The organism is Frisingicoccus sp. (assembly GCF_048388605.1).
In the GTDB taxonomy this organism is placed as follows: domain Bacteria; phylum Bacillota; class Clostridia; order Lachnospirales; family Lachnospiraceae; genus Frisingicoccus.
This window is the reverse complement of the sequence record NZ_DBGCTU010000013.1, coordinates 38415-52317: the sequence shown is the minus strand read 5'-3', so window position 1 is coordinate 52317 and position 13903 is coordinate 38415. Positions and strand designations below refer to the sequence as shown.

The following is a 13903-nucleotide window of genomic DNA, read 5'->3' as shown; positions in this document are numbered from 1 at the left end:
AATTAATACTCTGAGAAATAGAGATACCCTGAAGAATATGCAAGTGTTGTAATGCACGCATTTCTGCAGGGTATCTCTATTTCTCTTTTTAATGGGTAGAAATCGGCATTAGCCGATTTTCCCTATTTCTGTGTTGACAAATTTTATTTTAGTGATATAATTTGAATATCAAAATATTAAAATATCAAATAAAAAATGAAAGACAGAGGAGATTATCTATGTTAGAAAAAATTAGAAAGATCATTGCAGACCAGTTATCCGTTGATGAAAATATCATTGGGCCGAAGACTTCTCTTGTTAAGGATTTGGAAGCAGATTCTTTGGATTTTGTTGAGCTTGTCATGGCTGTCGAGGATGCCTTTGACGTAAAGATTGAGGAGGAGGATACTGAAAAAATTGCAACGGTTCAGGATATTATTGATTTTTTGAAAGCGCAGGGTGTTGAGGATTAAGATGAAAACGGCAATTACGGAGTTATTGCATATAGAATATCCGATTTTTCAGGGCGGCATGGCCTGGGTGGCGGAGCATACGCTGGCCGCGGCAGTTTCGAATGCGGGCGGCCTTGGAATCATTGCATCGGGCGGCGCGCCTTGTGAATATATTCGGGAAGAAGTTCATAAGGCGAAGCAGTTTACGGATAAGCCTTTTGGGGTGAATGTCATGCTGATGAATCCGGAAGCGGAAGCGATTGCTAAAATGCTGGTTGAAGAACAGGTTTCGGTGGTAACGACCGGGGCCGGCAATCCGGAGAAATATTTTCCTATGTGGAAAGAGGCAGAAATTAAGATTATTCCTGTAGTAGCTTCTGTAGGGTTAGCCAGACGCATGGCAAAATATGGAGCCGACGCGCTGGTTGCTGAAGGCTGTGAGTCGGGCGGGCATATCGGCGAGCAGACGACGATGTCACTGGTTCCTCAGGTTGTTCAGGCAGTGGATATTCCGGTATTGGCTGCAGGCGGTATCGGCGATGGCCGGGGTGTGGCCGCAGCGTTTATGCTTGGCGCCGAGGGCGTACAGGTGGGCACCCGTTTCCTTTTGGCTGATGAAACCAGGATTCATGAAAATTATAAGGAAAAAGTGGCAAAGGCGAAGGATATCGATACTCAGGTAACAGGTCGTTCCACAGGGCACCCGGTGCGTTTGCTCAGAAATCCAATGACCCGGAAGTATTTGAAATTGGAGGCGGAAGGAGTTTCTGCGGAAACTTTGGAGTTGCTGACGCTGGGGTCGCTTCGCCGGGCGGTGGTGGATGGCGATTTGGAGGAGGGCTCTTTTATGGCCGGACAGATTGCCGGGCTTATAAATAAACGTCAGACGTGCCGGGAGATCATTGAGGAAATGATGGATGAAGCATTGACGGTAATGTTGGCGAAGGCGGATCGATTTAAATAATGAATGAAGGATGAGGTCGCTGCGGATGCGGCGGCCCTTTCCTTAAATATATATTTTGAATATCAAATTATTTTTTCGAGGTAAGAGAAATGAAAAAAATCGCATTGATTTTTCCGGGGCAGGGAGCTCAAAAGGTTGGCATGGGTAAAGATTTTTATGATACTTTTCCGGTCAGCAGGATTATCTATGATCAGGCAGGATGCTGGCTGGATATGGATGTATGCAGCCTTTGTTTTGAAGAAAATAATAAATTAGATATTACCCGATATACCCAGATCGGTTTGTTGACGACAGAAATCGCAATGTTGAAAGCTGTGGAAGAAATGGGAATTGTTCCGGTGGTGACTGCAGGCTTGAGTCTTGGAGAATATGCGGCCCTGACAGCAGCGGGAAAGATGTCTGAGGAAGATGCCATACGAATAATCGATAAGCGGGGACAGTATATGCAGGAAGCCGTGCCGACGGGCGGTTCTATGGCGGCAATTTTGGGATTAAATCTGAAAATTATCCAGAAAATATGTATGGAAACAACAGGAATTGTGGAGATTGCTAACGACAATTGTCCGGGACAGACGGTTATTTCCGGGGAAACGGAGGCTGTAGTCCGGGTATGTGAAGCTATGAAAGCGGCCGGAGCAAAACGAGTCGCTGTTTTGAAGGTCAGCGGCCCTTTTCATTCATCTTTATTAAAGGAAGCGGGAGACCGTCTGGCGCCGGAACTTGAAAAGGTTCAATGGATAGACTCGCCGATTCCCTATGTTTCCAATACGATCGGGGAACTTATCCGGGAAAAAGAGAGGATTGCGCCATTGCTTGTTCGACAGGTTTCCGAATCCGTGCGGTGGCAGCAGGATATGAAGGTAATGACGGCTATGGGAGTGGAAACTTTTGTGGAAATCGGTCCGGGGAAAACTCTTTCCGGGTTCGCAAAGCGGATAGATCGTAAACTTTCGTGTATATCGATAGAAACTGTCAAAGATTTGGAAAAAATGGAGGCGTTGTTATGTTAAAGGATAGAGTTGTATTGATTACCGGCGGCGGTAAGGGCATTGGGGCCGCCATTGCAGAAAAAATGGCATCCCGGGGAGCAACGGTCATTATTAATTACAGCCATTCCGAGGCGGCGGCCAAACAGGTCCAATCGGGTATTTGGAGAAACGGCGGCAAAGCAGATATTTTCTGTTGTGATGTATCAGATCATAACAGTGTCAAAGCAATGATGGGAGATATTATTCAGCACTATGGTCGGCTGGATATCCTTGTGAATAATGCGGGTATTGTCAAGGATGGTTTGCTGATGCGTATGAGGGAAAATGATTTTGATGAAGTCATTGATATTAATTTAAAAGGTACATTCAACTGTATTCAGACTGCTGCACGTCAAATGTTGAGACAAAGATATGGGCGGATTATCAATATGTCTTCGGTTGTCGGTATTTATGGCAATGCGGGGCAGGCGAATTATGCGGCTTCCAAGGCGGGAATTATCGGTTTGACCAGGTCTGCCGCAAAGGAACTCGGCAGTCGGGGAATTACAGTCAATGCCATTGCGCCGGGATTCATCCGGACAGATATGACGGGTGGATTAAATGAAGAATTAAAGAAAAAGATACTTTCGGCAATTTCTTTAGGCAGTTTTGGAACTGTGGAGGATATTGCCCATGCCGCATGCTTTTTGGCATCGGATGAGGCGCGGTATATTACGGGACAGGTGCTTGCTGTTGACGGCGGCATAAGCATGTGAGGAGAGTTGGATATGAAAGAAAGAGTTGTAGTTACAGGAATGGGTGCGATCACACCTGTTGGAAATAATGTCGAAGATTTTTGGAACAGTGTGAAAGCAGGAAAAACCGGATTCGGGAAAATTACTGCATTTGATACTTCGGATTTTAAAACGTCATTGGCTGCCGAGGTGAAGAATTTCAATGCCGCTGATTATATGGATAAAAGAACAGCGCGGCGTATGGAGCTTTTCAGTCAGTACGCCGTGGCTGCTTCGAAGGAAGCTGTCGAAAATGCCGGATTGGATATGGAAAGGGAGAATCCGTTTCGCGTGGGTGTTTGTGTCAGTTCCAGCGTTGGCAGTCTTCAGGCAATGGAAAAGGAGGAAAAGCGGTTGCTGGAAAAGGGCCCGGGCAGAGTTGGCCCTCTGCTGATTCCGATGATGATCTCCAATATGGCTGCCGGAAATGTTTCGATAGCCTTTGGCTGCCGCGGAAAATCCTTGAATGTGGTGACAGCCTGTGCAACGGGAAGCCATTCCATTGGCGAGGCCTATCGGAGTATTCAGGCCGGCGAGGCTGACGTGATGCTGGCCGGTGGTACGGAGGCGGCGATCTGTCCGATCGGAATTGCGGGCTTTGCATCATTGACCGCATTGACCTCATCCTCTGACCCGGAGAGAGCGTCTATTCCCTTTGATAAGGAACGCAGCGGCTTTGTGATGGGTGAGGGCGCCGGAGTTGTCGTTTTGGAAAGCCTTTCTCATGCTAAAGCCCGGGGGGCTGAAATTTTGGCGGAAGTGGCCGGGTACGGCGCGACATCCGATGCATTTCATATCACATCCCCATGTGAGGACGGCAGCGGAGCGGCGAAGGCTATGGAGCTTGCCATGAAAGAGGCCGGAGTGAAACCGGAAGAAGTGAGTTATATTAATGCCCATGGAACCAGTACGCATCATAATGATCTGTTTGAGACGCGGGCGATCAAACGGGCCTTTGGCGAAGCGGCTTATCATGTACCGATCAGTTCGACAAAATCAATGATCGGGCATTTGCTCGGGGCCGCCGGGGCAGTTGAATTTATTACCTGTGTAAAATCAATTGAAGAAGGCTATATTCATCCGACAGTCGGACTGAAGGTCCCCGATGAGGAGTGCGATTTAAACTATGTGCCGGGCTGTGGAATCCACGGTAATGTCGAAGTGGCTTTATCGAATTCTCTTGGATTTGGCGGACACAATGCAACGCTGGCGGTAAAAAAGTTCAAGGAGGCCTGAGTCTATGGAGTTTGAACAGATCATGCGCCTTGTTGAAACAGTTGCATCTTCAGGGCTGACAGAATTTGATTATGAAGAGGGCCATCTGAAGATTCATCTTGGAAAGAAATCACCAAAAATATTGCAGGTTTCTGAAAAAGAACGGGCGGCAGATGGCTTGGCCATTTCAGAGGATATTCACCGGGCTGAAAAACAAATTTCGGCAGAGAAAGAGGACACAGCGGCGAAAGAAATAAAGGGGACTCCGATCATTTCTCCGATTGTCGGTGTTTTCTATGCGGCTTCGGGGCCTGAAGCGGAACCTTTTGTGAAAATCGGCGACAGGATTGAAGTCGGACAGGTCATCGGCATCGTGGAGGCAATGAAGCTGATGAATGAAATTGAAAGTGATGTATCCGGCATTGTGACGGAAATTTGTGTGGAGGATGGGGACGGGGTTGAATACGGACAGCCCCTGATCTATGTACAGAAATAGAGGCGTGGTATGATATTAAAAATCAAAGATATTATGAAAATTATTCCTCACAGACAGCCGATGCTGCTTGTCGACAGGGTGGAAATCCTGGAAGAGGAGAAGCGCGCTGTGGGTTATAAGGGAGTCACTTATAATGAGCCCTTTTTTGTGGGACACTTTCCGGCGGAGCCGGTAATGCCGGGGGTTTTGATGATTGAAGCCATGGCTCAGACAACAGCGGTACTTCTTCTGAATAAAGAAGAAATGCGGGGAAAGATCGGTTATTTCGGTGGGATCAATAAAGCAAAATTCCGCAAAAAGGTGATTCCGGGATGCCTGCTCCGTATGGAGATTGACGTACTGAAACGGAGGGGCCCTGTGGCCGTTGTTTCCGGGAAAGCATATACGGACGATGGTTTGGCGGCAGAAGGTGAAATGACATTTATGATTAGTGAATGAGGTGACAGGCTTGATAAATAAAGTATTGATTGCCAACCGGGGTGAAATCGCTGTTCGCATTATCCGTGCCTGCCGGGAAATGGGTATTGAGACGGTGGCGGTATACTCTAAGGCAGATGAAACGGCATTGCATGTCCAGTTGGCGGATGAAGCTGTGTGCATTGGACCGGCAGCCTCAAAAGACAGTTATCTGAATATGGAAAATATGATCAGCGCGACGGTGATCAGCGGCGCCGATGCGATTCATCCCGGTTTTGGGTTTTTGTCGGAAAATGCCCGGTTTGCAGAAGTGTGCCGCCAATGTCATATTACGTTTATCGGACCTTCTCCAGAATTGATTCATCAAATGGGTAATAAATCGGAGGCCCGAAAAACAATGATGGAAGCCGGAGTTCCGGTGGTTCCGGGAACAAAGGATCCGGTCTATCGAGCAGGAGAAGCAAAAAAAACGGCGGACGATATGGGATATCCGGTGATGATTAAGGCATCTTCCGGCGGTGGTGGAAAAGGTATGCGGATTTCCCGGGGACCGGAAGATTTTGAAGAGAACTTTCAAACGGCACAGATGGAGTCCGTCAGCAATTTTGATGATGATGCGATGTATATTGAAAAATATATTGAATCGCCGAGACATATTGAATTTCAGATTCTGGGCGATGCCTATGGAAATGTCATTCATCTTGGGGAGAGAGATTGTTCGATTCAGAGACGCCATCAGAAGGTTTTGGAGGAATCACCGTCACTGGCAATCGATGAGGTACTTCGGGAGAAAATGGGACAGACAGCCATTCGGGCGGCAAAAGCTGTCGGCTACGAAAGTGCGGGGACGATTGAATTTCTGTTGGATAAACATAAGAACTATTATTTTATGGAGATGAATACAAGAATTCAGGTAGAACATCCGGTGACTGAATTTGTGACGAATGTAGATTTGATTAAAAGCCAGATTCGAATTGCTTCCGGAGAGCCTTTAAATATACGGCAGGAGGATATCGAATTCAAAGGTCATGCCATTGAATGTCGGATTAATGCAGAGAATCCGGTTCAGAACTTCCGCCCGTCTCCGGGAAAAATCGAGCATCTTCATTTGCCGGGAGGAAAGGGAATCCGGGTGGACACAGCGGTTTATGCCGGATATACGATTCCGCCCTATTACGATTCCATGATTGCCAAACTAATTGTCCTTGGCAAATCCAGAAATGAGGCGATCAAAAAAATGAAAAGTGCCTTGAGTGAATTTATTGTAGACGGTATTGATACAAATATAGATTTTCAGATGGAGATTATGAATCACAGAAAATTCCAGAGCGGTAATTTCAGCACGGATTTTATTGAAGAGATGGAAAATGAAAAGATAATTGATAGAGACATAGAAATAGCAGAAGGGGTTGATGACGGATGTCAAAGCTAAACAGTATGTTTAAGAAGACGACCTATATCACCTTGTCCAATCGGCAGCAGAGTATCCGGCAGGATGCGTTGGTAACAGAAAAGGAGTTAGAACAGCCGGAAATTTCCGGGCATCCCAATGTCCCAGAGGGGCTGTGGAAAAAATGTGAGAAATGCGGTGCGATTTTATATGACAGAGACTTGGAAAAAAACCTTTATGTATGTCAGGAATGCCGGCATCATCAGCGTATCTCAGCCCGGAAACGTATTGAGCAGATTGCCGATGCGGGCAGTTTTACGGAAATGGATGAAGTGATGGAAGAGGCCAATCCCCTGAATTTTCCGGAATATGAAATAAAGCTTGAGAAAATGCGGAAAGCTACCGGATTGAATGAAAGTGTTGTTTATGGGGCCTGCAGGATTCATGGCGAGCAGGCGATACTTGCCGTTATGGATTCCGGATTTATGATGGGAAGCATGGGCACGGTTGTCGGTGAAAAGATTACCAGGGCAATTGAGACGGCCACCCGTTTAAAACTGCCGGTAATTATTTTCACCTGCTCGGGCGGCGCCCGGATGCAGGAAGGCATTTTATCTTTAATGCAGATGGCAAAGACTTCGGCAGCCGTGGAAGCCCATGGACGGGCCGGACTGCCCTATTTTACCGTGATAACGGATCCCACCACCGGCGGCGTGACAGCCAGCTTTGCCATGCTTGGAGATGTCATTCTCGCGGAACCGGGAGCGCTTATCGGTTTTGCGGGTCAACGGGTGATTGAGCAAACCATCGGGCAAAAGCTGCCGGAAGGCTTTCAGAGGGCAGAATTTATGCTGGAGCATGGCTTTATCGACCAAATCGTGGAGCGGAAGGACTTGAAACAGCGTCTTTTTCAGCTTATCCGGGCACATCAGCCGCTGAGACGGGAGGCAAAATAAATATGAAATTGACAGCGTGGGATCGGGTTCGGATTGCCAGAGAAATGGACCGTCCGACAAGCCTTTATTATATTGAAGAAATTTTTGATGATTTTATGGAATTTCATGGCGACCGGCATGTGAAAGACGATCCGGCCATCGTGGGAGGCATTGGCTTTCTTGAAGGGAGACCCGTGACAGTGATCGGTCAGCAAAAGGGTCGTAATTTGAAAGAACAGGTGGAAAGAAACTTTGGCATGCCGAATCCCGAGGGCTATCGCAAGGCATTGCGTCTGATGCGTCAGGCTGAGAAATTTCGGCGGCCGATTGTCTGTTTTGTGGACACTTCCGGCGCTTTTTGCGGTATAGAAGCGGAGGAGCGTGGACAGGGGGAAGCCATTGCACGAAATCTTATGGAAATGTCGGGCCTGACTGTGCCCGTTTTATCCGTAGTTATCGGCGAAGGAGGCAGCGGCGGCGCCTTGGCTATGGCCGTGGGCAATCAGGTTTGGTGTTTGGAAAATTCTGTCTATTCCGTTCTTTCGCCGGAAGGGTTTGCCGCAATTTTGTGGAAGGACGGCAAACGGGCCGACGAGGCGGCAGAGGTTATGAAGATGACATCGGAGCATTTGAAAGCGCTGGGCATCGTTGACCGGGTATTTGAGGAAAAGGAACCGGTGCATGTGAATACGGGAAAAGCCATAGCAGAAGCTATGAAGCGGGCAATGACTGATTTTTTCAAACATTATGATGGGGTATCACCGGAGGATATTGCCGGGGAACGTTATGAGCGATTTCGTCGTTTTTAGCAGGAAAATAATGAGATTAGAACAGGTGGAACCAGTAAGAATCGGCATTATTCTGCGGCGGAGCATAGCCATCATGGCTTTATGGATAAAGTTCAATTCGGAATAATCGATACGCCCTCTCAGATGAAAAAGGCGTATGCGGGCCGGAGAACATTTTACCGGTTATATACAGGCAAGGAAGAGGTGCTTCACGTCTGGTTTGACAAATTGTGCCGGGAGTATAAAGACAGCTATCCGGTGCTTGACCGGTATGATTTAAATCAGATTGCAAAGGGTTACTTTGAATTCTGGTATTCTTACAGGGAGATTCTTCTGCTTATGCACCAGCGCGGTTTGAGTGAAATCATTTATGGTGAGATCAGCCGTGTATCGGAGGATATTGTTAAAACGCGTATGGGCTGTGAAAGGGAGGAAGGACAAGAGGATATGCGCTTTTTTGCTTACTACTCTGTGGGCGGTTTTATTTTGCTGCTTCGTCATTGGATTGAGGGAGGCATGCAGGAGAGACCGGAGGCCTATGCGCAGAAGGTCAGCACAGCGATTTTAAAATATTTGTGCAATGATACTTACAGATAAAATTCTTGTCGATAAAAAACATAGATTCGACAGCAGGGTTTGACAGAATTCACAACCCTTTTATGGTAACCTGTTCTTGTGATATATAGAGATTTGTGTTACCATAGAGGAGGAAGATTATTGAAAAACAGAGAAGAGCAGAAAAAAGTGCGCAAACCATTAAAGGAGTTGACTTTGTTGGACCGATTCCTTTTTGACACGGCCATGAGTGATTCAGATATCAGCCGGAATATCCTGTCCATTATTTTTGATGACCGGGAGATTCCGCCAATTCATTTCAGTGCTGCGGAGCAGACCCAGGAGCCTTATTTTGATTCTCGAGCCGTGCGGCTGGATGTGCTGGCTGTCGATGAGCAGGGGACGATCTATGATGCGGAAGCCCAAAAGGAGAATAAGGGAAAACGATTCCTGTTGCGGCGGAGTCGATTGTATCAGTCGGCCATTGATGTGAATCTTTTGCAGCCGGGAGACTGGGACTTTGGCAAGATGAACGATGTTTATGTTATATTTATTGCGCCTTTTGATTTGTTTGGACAGGATAAGTATATGTACACATTTAGAATGTCCTGCGATGAAGTTCCGGGGCTTTCGCTGAATGACGGGGCTGTGCGAATCTTTTTAAATACTCATGGCAGGAATGATGATGAAGTGTCACCGGGTCTTGTTGAATTTCTTCATTATGCGGAGAACCCGGAGCAATATGGGAAAAATATCCGGGATTCACGTGTACAGAAGCTTGCGGAACAGATGGATATGCTCAAGAGCAGTCAGGAAGTGGGTGTAAAGTATATGCGTTTGTGGGAAGAACTGGAAGATGCACGTGCAGAAGGTTTGAGTCAGGGACTAAGTCAGGGTTTGAGTCAGGGCCGAAAAACCGGTGTGGAAGAGGAACGGCTTGCATCAATCAAAAACCTGATGGAGAGTACCGGCTGGTCGGCGCAGAAAACGATGGAGGCTCTGAAGGTGCCGAAAGAGCAGTGGGAAAAATATCTGAGATTGCTGGAGAAATAGGAAAATAAAATACAAAAGATAAGATGGCGGAATCTGTTCCTGAAAAGAATAGATTTCGCTTTTTTCGTATAAAATACCAAAAGACAGGAGGTTTTTACATGGAAAAGAATTGTCAGGAAGTGAATTTAAGGAAAGTTGCCATGATTGGCTGCGGATTTGTCGGTTCGGCTTCGGCTTTTGCATTGATGCAGAGCGGCCTGTTTTCGGAGATGGTATTGATTGATGCGGACACGGACAGAGCAGAGGGGGAAGCTATGGATATCAGTCATGGGCTGCCCTTCGGACGTCCAATGAAAATTTATGCGGGCAGTTATGATGATATAGTGGATGCGGCCATTATTATTATTACGGCAGGCGCCAATCAGAAGCCGGAGGAGACCCGTCTGGATTTGGTGCATAAAAATGTGGCGATCCTTCGGAAGATCATTCCGGAGATTTCAAATCGGGATTGTCAGGGGATTTTATTGATCGTGTCCAACCCGGTGGATATTTTAACCTACGCGGCGCTGAAAATCAGCGGTTTCCCGGAAAACCGGGTGATCGGGTCGGGGACAGTTTTGGATACTTCCCGATTGAAATACGAAATTGGCGAATATCTTGGGGTGGACAGCCGGAGTGTCCATGCATTTATTATCGGTGAGCATGGAGACAGTGAGATTGCGGCATGGAGCAGCGCCAATGTTTCCGGCGTGCCTCTGCGGAATTTTTATGAAATGCGGGGCAGACATAAGTATGAAAAGGCGGCGGCCCGGATTGCCGATACGGTGAAGAACAGCGCCTATGAGATCATTGAAAAGAAGAAGGCGACCTATTATGGAATTGCCATGTCGGTGCGGCGGATCTGCGAGGCCATTGTCCGGGACGAAAAATCCATTTTGCCTGTTTCCGGACAGATGCACGGAGAGTATGGCATTGACGATGTGGTTTTAAGTATGCCGGCGATTGTCGGTAAAGACGGTTTGGAGAGTCTGATTCCGATCGAACTGGATGAAGAGGAGCAGAAAAAACTCAAGGAATCCGCGGAAACGCTGAAGGACGTGCTGGCGGATATTGGCTGTTAGAAATATATACAGGGCATTGATCACAAAAAGTGTGTTGACAGAGAGAAAAAGAAGTGATATATTTGTCTCAATAAAAGAGATAAATATATCACTTTTTAAGTGGGAAGGGAGAAAGCACTTATGTCGAAGAAACATTTAAAATGGCTGATCATTTTTGGGGTATTATGTGCTGTGTGTGTCGCTGCGGCGACGGCATATTCATTAAATTTCAATGAGGGCCGCTTGGTTTATCCGATGGATTTTGGCAGCTATCAATTTCAGGTAAAAGATATACCAATGATCCTGGCTTTAATTATAACGGTATTGTATGTATTTTACCTGGCAGCAGCCATCATTGTTCATGGAATGGTTGTGAAGCGGGAAGGCAGACGGACAGGGCGGACCCGGAAAATCAGTCCAAAGCTGGGTTATCTGGGCTTTTTTGGATTTGCCGGTTTTGCGGGAATAGGGACCTACCTGTCACAGGGCCTGATCTTCCCCTTTGTATTTTTTGTATTTTTTGGGTTTTTCGGCTTCTTTTATGAGGGGAAAATGTCGAATATTCTGGCGGATGAGCGTTTTTTGAAGAATCGGAGAGAAGCGGAGCTGAAAGCCCTGAGAGTGGGTTATCGATTGACCTTTCTTCTGGTTATTCTTGTGGGAATGGCGGGGAACCGGGTGAGTGCAGACATTGCGGCTGTTCTGCTGATTTCGGGCATTTCGCTGATCTGCGGTTTGGTGACTTTTTTGAATGAATATTTATTATACCGCTATGATCAGATGGATTCGATAAACTGGGAAGATGAGGGGAATTGATCATGGCCGAATTTGTATGTCGTTTAAAAAAATACCGCCAGCAGGCGGGATTGACCCAGGAACAGCTGGCGGAAAAAGTCGGAGTGCGGCGGGAAACGATCATGCGCCTGGAAAAGGCCCAGTATAATCCGTCTCTCAGACTGGCCGTTGATATTTCCAGGGCTGTCGCCGCACCGATTGAACAGATATTTATTTTTGACTAGATTTTTCCTTTTCCGGCAATTGAACCAGAATAATGGCAATAAATACGAGCACACAGCCTAAAATTTCCCTTGGGGAAAGGGCCTGATGTAAAATGACCCATCCGGCCAGAACACTGAATACGGATTCCAGGCTCAGAATGAGCGAAGCGATTGTCGGATCATAATTTTTCTGGGCAACAATCTGAAGCGTATAGGCAACGCCGCAGGAAAGAATCCCTGCATAGAGAATCGGCGCCCATGCCGCGACAAGTGATGAAAATTGAGGGTGTTCCAGAATCAGCGCCGGGATACCGCAGATGATACTGGCAACAAAAAATTGGATGCAGGACATGCGGACTCCGTCTACCTTCGGGGAGAAATAGTCGATGATCAAAATATGTAAGGAAAAAACCAGGGCACATAAAAGTACCATGGTATCGCCCTTGCTGAAACTGAGACTGTCCGTCATACAGAGAAAGTACAGTCCGGCCAGGGCTAAAACGACGCTCACCCAGATGATAAGGCGCGGCTTTTTTTTGAGGAAGATGCCGAGAATAGGCACGATCACAATATAAAGGGCCGTGATGAAGCCGGCTTTTCCGACGGTTGTCATCGATATGCCATATTGCTGCAGAGTGCTTGCAACGGCAATGGCGATGCCGCAGCACAGGCCGCCGATCAGGAGTGTCTTTGTATCCTTCGGTGCGGATTCTTCCGAGGAGATCCCGGAGGAGGCTGCTTCCTTTTTTTTCAGCGCATCAAGAAATGCAATGCAGGGAATGAGAAAAACAGCGCCGATGATAAACCGGGAAGCATTAAAGGTCCAGGGACCGACATAGTCCATCCCCACACTCTGGGCGACAAAGGCAACGCCCCAGATAAAGGCCGTTAAAAAGAGCAGAAAAGTATTTTTTGTCTTATTCATGGTGTTTTGCATCCTTTCGTATTTTTAAATAACCCATATTATACATATACATCAAGAGGGAAATCCCGCAGATGATGATATAGCCGATCAGACTCAGGCCGTCCGGCAGTTCGCCAAAGACAGCAAAGCCGAGGACTGCCGCAAAAATAACCTGGGTATAATCATAGATAGAGATATCCCGGGCCGGGGCAAATTTGTAAGCATAGGTTACACCAAATTGGCCGCCCGATGCGGCGACACCGGCGAGGAGCAGGGTGCCGAGCTGTTTCAGTGTCATCGGCTCATAATTCAACAGAATATAAGGAAGAACGACAATGCAGGAAAATGCGGAAAAGAAGAAGACAATAAAGGGGCCTCTCTCTCCGCGAAGTCCGAGATAACGCACCGTGGTATATGCCGAACCGGCGGCGATGGCGCCGATCAGTCCCATCAGAGCCGGAAACATTTCCGTGAGGGAAAATCCCGGCCGGATGATGAACAGACTGCCGATAAAGGCGACAACGATGCTGAAAATCTGAAAACCGTTCATTTTTTCTTTTAAAAAGATATAGGAACAGATTAAAACGACAAAGGGTGATAATTTGCCCAGCATGGAAGCATCCGATAAAAGCAGATGTCCGAGGGCATAATAATTGCATAAAATGCCGATCGTTCCCAATGCCGAGCGGAGCACCAGATATTTCAGATTGGATTTTTGAAATGAAAAATCGTGTTCTTTAAATAATATGCAGGCCGCAAATAAGAAGGCAATCAGATTTCTGAAAAAGCTTTTCTGGATGGGGTTGATATCTCCGGCGAGCTGAACAAATAAATTCATCAGCGCAAAGGAAAATGCGGAAATGAGAATACATAAAATGCCTTTTTGTTTATTCGACATGCTGCTTCACCTCTGTTTTAGTCTAACTTAGATATTATAAGACAGAAGATTAAAAAT

15 protein-coding genes and 1 pseudogene are annotated in these 13903 nt (G+C 46.8%); 14 read left to right on the top strand and 2 right to left on the bottom strand.

Translation table 11 applies throughout. The annotated features are described in order from the left end of the window. Positions 1-218: 218 nt before the first annotated feature. The 14 genes and pseudogenes from acpP (at position 219) to ACMN7X_RS03340 (ending at position 12065) form a co-directional block, all read left to right on the top strand. Positions 219-452 (top strand): acyl carrier protein, encoded by a 234-nt coding sequence (acpP, locus tag ACMN7X_RS03405; RefSeq protein WP_418746098.1) that lies wholly within the window; start codon positions 219-221, stop codon positions 450-452. 1 nt (position 453) lies between these two features. Beyond that, on the top strand, positions 454-1395 hold the full coding sequence (fabK, locus tag ACMN7X_RS03400) for an enoyl-[acyl-carrier-protein] reductase FabK (RefSeq protein ID WP_418746097.1): 942 nt from the start codon (positions 454-456) through the stop codon (positions 1393-1395). Between the two features lie 89 nt (positions 1396-1484). After that, complete coding sequence (gene fabD, locus ACMN7X_RS03395) at positions 1485-2405, top strand: ACP S-malonyltransferase (RefSeq protein WP_418746096.1); 921 nt, start codon at positions 1485-1487, stop codon at positions 2403-2405. Then, positions 2399-3139 (top strand): 3-oxoacyl-[acyl-carrier-protein] reductase, encoded by a 741-nt coding sequence (gene fabG, locus ACMN7X_RS03390; protein WP_418746095.1) that lies wholly within the window; start codon positions 2399-2401, stop codon positions 3137-3139. Before fabD ends, fabG begins: the two co-directional genes overlap by 7 nt. A 12-nt stretch (positions 3140-3151) precedes the next feature. Beyond that, positions 3152-4393 (top strand): beta-ketoacyl-ACP synthase II, encoded by a 1242-nt coding sequence (gene fabF, locus ACMN7X_RS03385; protein ID WP_418746094.1) that lies wholly within the window; start codon positions 3152-3154, stop codon positions 4391-4393. Between the two features lie 4 nt (positions 4394-4397). After that, positions 4398-4868, top strand: a complete 471-nt coding sequence (gene accB, locus ACMN7X_RS03380) for an acetyl-CoA carboxylase biotin carboxyl carrier protein (protein WP_418746093.1) — start codon at positions 4398-4400, stop codon at positions 4866-4868. Positions 4869-4877: 9 nt separating this feature from the next. Further along, on the top strand, positions 4878-5306 hold the full coding sequence (gene fabZ, locus ACMN7X_RS03375; protein ID WP_418746092.1) for a 3-hydroxyacyl-ACP dehydratase FabZ: 429 nt from the start codon (positions 4878-4880) through the stop codon (positions 5304-5306). 10 nt (positions 5307-5316) lie between these two features. Next, positions 5317-6717, top strand: a complete 1401-nt coding sequence (locus ACMN7X_RS03370) for an acetyl-CoA carboxylase biotin carboxylase subunit (RefSeq protein WP_418746091.1) — start codon at positions 5317-5319, stop codon at positions 6715-6717. Next, positions 6705-8419 (top strand): annotated as a pseudogene (locus tag ACMN7X_RS03365) (acetyl-CoA carboxylase carboxyltransferase subunit alpha). Before ACMN7X_RS03370 ends, ACMN7X_RS03365 begins: the two are co-directional and overlap by 13 nt. A gap of 81 nt (positions 8420-8500) precedes the next feature. Beyond that, the gene (locus tag ACMN7X_RS03360) at positions 8501-8995 is read left to right on the top strand and encodes a TetR-like C-terminal domain-containing protein (RefSeq protein ID WP_418746090.1); all 495 of its coding nucleotides are present in this window, start codon (positions 8501-8503) and stop codon (positions 8993-8995) included. Positions 8996-9115: 120 nt separating this feature from the next. Beyond that, positions 9116-10006: an Rpn family recombination-promoting nuclease/putative transposase gene (locus tag ACMN7X_RS03355; protein WP_418746089.1), complete on the top strand. Its 891-nt coding sequence runs from the start codon at positions 9116-9118 to the stop codon at positions 10004-10006. Positions 10007-10104: 98 nt separating this feature from the next. After that, entirely contained in the window at positions 10105-11067 is a 963-nt protein-coding gene (locus ACMN7X_RS03350) for an L-lactate dehydrogenase (protein ID WP_418746088.1), read from the top strand. Positions 11068-11187: 120 nt separating this feature from the next. Then, positions 11188-11862, top strand: coding sequence for a DUF3796 domain-containing protein (locus ACMN7X_RS03345; protein ID WP_418746087.1), 675 nt, complete (start codon positions 11188-11190; stop codon positions 11860-11862). 2 nt (positions 11863-11864) lie between these two features. Further along, complete coding sequence (locus ACMN7X_RS03340; RefSeq protein ID WP_418746086.1) at positions 11865-12065, top strand: helix-turn-helix transcriptional regulator; 201 nt, start codon at positions 11865-11867, stop codon at positions 12063-12065. Here the strand turns inward: ACMN7X_RS03340 and ACMN7X_RS03335 are convergent. Together ACMN7X_RS03335 and ACMN7X_RS03330 are read right to left on the bottom strand one after the other, a co-directional pair. After that, positions 12052-12969, bottom strand: a complete 918-nt coding sequence (locus ACMN7X_RS03335; protein ID WP_418746085.1) for a DMT family transporter — start codon at positions 12967-12969, stop codon at positions 12052-12054. The genes ACMN7X_RS03340 and ACMN7X_RS03335 overlap by 14 nt on opposite strands. Then, positions 12962-13846 (bottom strand): DMT family transporter, encoded by an 885-nt coding sequence (locus tag ACMN7X_RS03330; protein ID WP_418746084.1) that lies wholly within the window; start codon positions 13844-13846, stop codon positions 12962-12964. Before ACMN7X_RS03330 ends, ACMN7X_RS03335 begins: the two co-directional genes overlap by 8 nt. Positions 13847-13903: the final 57 nt, after the last annotated feature.

Coding starts and splice junctions, on each gene's coding strand:
- acpP (WP_418746098.1), top strand. CDS start 219: ATGTTAGAAAAAATTAGAAAGATCATTGCAGACCAGTTATCCGTTGAT.
- fabK (WP_418746097.1), top strand. CDS start 454: ATGAAAACGGCAATTACGGAGTTATTGCATATAGAATATCCGATTTTT.
- fabD (WP_418746096.1), top strand. CDS start 1,485: ATGAAAAAAATCGCATTGATTTTTCCGGGGCAGGGAGCTCAAAAGGTT.
- fabG (WP_418746095.1), top strand. CDS start 2,399: ATGTTAAAGGATAGAGTTGTATTGATTACCGGCGGCGGTAAGGGCATT.
- fabF (WP_418746094.1), top strand. CDS start 3,152: ATGAAAGAAAGAGTTGTAGTTACAGGAATGGGTGCGATCACACCTGTT.
- accB (WP_418746093.1), top strand. CDS start 4,398: ATGGAGTTTGAACAGATCATGCGCCTTGTTGAAACAGTTGCATCTTCA.
- fabZ (WP_418746092.1), top strand. CDS start 4,878: ATGATATTAAAAATCAAAGATATTATGAAAATTATTCCTCACAGACAG.
- ACMN7X_RS03360 (WP_418746090.1), top strand. CDS start 8,501: ATGGATAAAGTTCAATTCGGAATAATCGATACGCCCTCTCAGATGAAA.
- ACMN7X_RS03350 (WP_418746088.1), top strand. CDS start 10,105: ATGGAAAAGAATTGTCAGGAAGTGAATTTAAGGAAAGTTGCCATGATT.
- ACMN7X_RS03345 (WP_418746087.1), top strand. CDS start 11,188: ATGTCGAAGAAACATTTAAAATGGCTGATCATTTTTGGGGTATTATGT.
- ACMN7X_RS03340 (WP_418746086.1), top strand. CDS start 11,865: ATGGCCGAATTTGTATGTCGTTTAAAAAAATACCGCCAGCAGGCGGGA.
- ACMN7X_RS03335 (WP_418746085.1), bottom strand. CDS start 12,969: ATGAATAAGACAAAAAATACTTTTCTGCTCTTTTTAACGGCCTTTATC.
- ACMN7X_RS03330 (WP_418746084.1), bottom strand. CDS start 13,846: ATGTCGAATAAACAAAAAGGCATTTTATGTATTCTCATTTCCGCATTT.